The organism is Vibrio sp. 1249-1 (genome assembly GCF_033340495.1).
The window spans coordinates 1-740 of record NZ_JAWOWJ010000455.1 but is presented as its reverse complement, the minus strand read 5'-3'; the positions used below and the strand labels follow the sequence as shown (position 1 = coordinate 740).

The 740-nt window shown below is 49.6% G+C and carries 2 protein-coding genes; one reads left to right on the top strand and one right to left on the bottom strand.

Going from position 1 to position 740, the window contains the following annotated elements; genetic code table 11:
• A partial coding sequence (azu, locus tag R7Z50_RS26960) for an azurin (protein WP_318149676.1) occupies nucleotides 1-259 on the top strand: 259 nt, incomplete at its 5' end.
• A 67-nt stretch (nucleotides 260-326) separates the two neighbouring features.
• Here azu and R7Z50_RS26955 read toward each other — a convergent pair.
• Nucleotides 327-740 (bottom strand): EAL domain-containing protein (locus R7Z50_RS26955; protein WP_318149675.1); only part of this gene is annotated, 414 nt, incomplete at its 5' end.

Sequence of the window (740 nt, the reverse complement as noted above, 5' to 3'; positions counted from 1 at the left end):
TATGGGGCACAACGTTGTCATCGCAGATACAGCCAACATCCAAGCGGTAGGCACTGACGGCATGTCTGCTGGCGCAGATAACAGTTACGTGAAGCCAGACGACGAGCGCGTTTACGCTCACACGAAAGTCGTTGGTGGCGGTGAAAGCACCAGCATTACATTCAGCACGGAAAAAATGACGGCTGGCGGTGATTACTCATTCTTCTGCTCATTCCCTGGTCACTGGGCAATCATGCAGGGTAAATTTGAGTTCAAATAATCGTTGAATTCAATTTGAGTGTGACTAAAGGGAAGCGCGTGCTTCCCTTTTTACTAGGCGAATCCGGTCATGCTCTCTCATCCGATAAGTCTTGTCTCGGCATCGGTTTGGCCAGATAAAAACCTTGTACTTTGTCGACGCCACATTGCGCGACGAACTCGTATTCTGCTTGAGTTTCTACGCCCTCGGCTACGACTTCGCAGTTGGCAATGTGCCCGAGTTTAGCCACGATTCGGTATAACTCGCGCCCCTTTTCGCCTGTGGCATCAAGCAGTAATGAACGGTCAAGCTTGATCTTATCAAACGGATATTTGAGCAAATGCGGAAACGAGGCATAACCCGTTCCGAAATCATCCATTGCGATGCGAATACCACACGCTTGCAGCGCGATCATCGTATTGGTCAACGACACTTTATCGTTTAGCACCGCCTCTTCGGTTATCTCGATTTCTAACCAATCTGGGGACACGCCATAGTGCTC